We start from the raw sequence: 1987 nt of genomic DNA, 5'->3' as shown, positions 1-1987 counted from the left end.
GCACTGAATTTTCCCTCCTTACTTAAGAAATTCTTATTCAACCGATTCAAAGAACTCGAGCGGTTTGCTGTCTGGTGCCAAAGTCACGATTGCCTTTTTCCATTCGGTTGTGTAACCGGAATAACGGCCGTAACGCTTTGGCTTAGCAGGAACACGCATCGTATTCACGTTCGATACTTTAACTTTAAAAATAGATTCGACAGCTTGCTTGATCTCGGTCTTGTTAGCACGGATATCCACTTCAAAAGCATATTTCAGCTCTGCCATGTAGTCAGCCGTACGTTCCGTGATCACCGGGCGCTTGATTATATCGCGTGGGTCTTTCATTACGCGAGCACCTCCTCTACCTTCTGAACTGCTTCCTTCGTAATGATCAGTTGATCGTACGACAGTACGTCAAGAACATTAATGCCGTCAGCCGCTACGAATTTCACACCAGGAATATTGCGTGCGGAAAGGGCTACATTATCATCATAGCTTGGAGCAACGATCAGAGCTTTACGGCCTACTTTCAGGTTGCTAAGGATGTTAGCAAACTCTTTCGTTTTCGGCGTGTTCAGCGTCAGTTGATCCAATACGATAATTGCGTTGTCAATCACTTTGGAAGACAAAGCGGATTTGATAGCCAAACGACGAACTTTCTTAGGAAGTTTAAACGTGTAGCTGCGCGGAGTCGGTCCAAATACCACGCCGCCGCCTTTCCATTGTGGAGAACGGATCGAACCTTGACGAGCACGGCCGGTACCTTTTTGTTTCCAAGGCTTACGTCCGCCGCCGCGTACTTCAGAACGTCCTTTTACTTTGTGGGTACCACGACGAAGGGAAGCGCGCTGCAGCAATACCGCGCTGTGCAGTACGTGAGCGTTCGGCTCGATGCCGAATACAGCTTCATTCAATTCTACTTCGCCAACCTGGCTACCGCTGACATTATAAAGTGCTACTTTAGGCATTGTTTGTTCCTCCTTTCTTTAGGCGATTATTTCTTCACCGTTTCTTTGATTTGAACGAAACCTTTTTTAGGTCCTGGAATGGAGCCTTTAACAAGGATTACGTTACGCTCTGCGTCGACTTTAACAACTTCGAGCTTTTGGATCGTAACCGTCTCATTGCCCATGTGACCTGGCAGACGCTTTCCTTTAGGAACACGGTTTGCCTGGATCGAACCCATGGAACCTGGTCTACGGTGATAACGGGAACCGTGAGACATTGGTCCGCGGCTTTGGCCCCAACGCTTGATTACGCCTTGGAATCCTTTACCTTTGGAAATACCCGTTACGTCAACAAATTCGCCTTCTGCGAAGACATCAGCCTTCAGCTCTTGTCCGACCTCGACACTCGCGAGGTCAACACCGCGAATTTCGCGAACGTAGCGCTTAGGCGCAGTGTTTGCTTTTTTCGCATGGCCTGCTTCTGGTTTGTTAGATCTGTTCTCTTTCTTATCGGAGAAACCAACTTGGATCGCTTCGTATCCGTCGTTTTCCAGATCTTTCTTTTGTAGAACAACACAAGGACCTGCTTCGATAACCGTTACAGGAATTACAACACCCTCAGGGGTAAATACTTGAGTCATTCCGAGCTTTCTACCTAAGATACCTTTCATGTTGACACCTCTTTTCTCTTCTCTAATTCGTTATGCAATGCTTACAGTTTGATTTCGATATCTACACCGGACGGCAGGTCCAAGCGCATCAAGGCATCCACAGTTTGTGGAGTCGGGTTCACGATGTCGATCAAGCGTTTATGTGTACGCATTTCGAACTGTTCCCGAGAATCCTTATACTTGTGCACCGCACGGAGAATGGTAATTACTTGTTTCTCAGTTGGAAGCGGGATCGGACCGGATACACCAGCACCCGAACGTTTTGCTGTCTCAACAATTTTCTCAGCGGATTGATCAAGAACTCTGTGGTCGTATGCTTTCAAGCGAATACGAATTTTTTGCTTTGCCATTTTATTCCCTCCTTCTATCGCCCAATTTGGTATCGGA

The 1987-nt window shown here is 47.0% G+C and carries 4 protein-coding genes; all 4 read right to left on the bottom strand.

The window, feature by feature from the left end:
- Positions 1 to 33: 33 nt before the first annotated feature.
- The 4 genes from rplW to rpsJ are packed head-to-tail and all read right to left on the bottom strand — an operon-like array spanning position 34 to position 1950.
- The gene (gene rplW, locus RB298_RS20415) at positions 34 to 327 is read right to left on the bottom strand and encodes a 50S ribosomal protein L23 (protein ID WP_006212919.1); all 294 of its coding nucleotides are present in this window, start codon (positions 325 to 327) and stop codon (positions 34 to 36) included.
- A complete protein-coding gene (gene rplD / locus RB298_RS20410) occupies positions 327 to 950 on the bottom strand; it encodes a 50S ribosomal protein L4 (protein WP_009589231.1) in 624 nt (207 codons plus the stop codon). The genes rplW and rplD overlap by 1 nt, the downstream gene beginning before the upstream one ends.
- A gap of 26 nt (positions 951 to 976) precedes the next feature.
- A complete protein-coding gene (rplC, locus tag RB298_RS20405; RefSeq protein ID WP_009589211.1) occupies positions 977 to 1600 on the bottom strand; it encodes a 50S ribosomal protein L3 in 624 nt (207 codons plus the stop codon).
- A gap of 41 nt (positions 1601 to 1641) precedes the next feature.
- Positions 1642 to 1950 carry a 30S ribosomal protein S10 gene (gene rpsJ, locus RB298_RS20400; protein ID WP_009589214.1) on the bottom strand — a complete coding sequence of 103 codons (309 nt, stop codon included), beginning with the start codon at positions 1948 to 1950 and terminating at the stop codon, positions 1642 to 1644.
- Between the last annotated feature and the right edge of the window lie 37 nt (positions 1951 to 1987).

The sequence above is a fragment of the Priestia sp. BR_2 genome (assembly GCF_041954005.1).
GTDB classification, from domain to species: domain Bacteria; phylum Bacillota; class Bacilli; order Paenibacillales; family Paenibacillaceae; genus Paenibacillus_AQ; species Paenibacillus_AQ lautus_A.
This window is presented reverse-complemented; position numbering and strand designations above follow the sequence as displayed.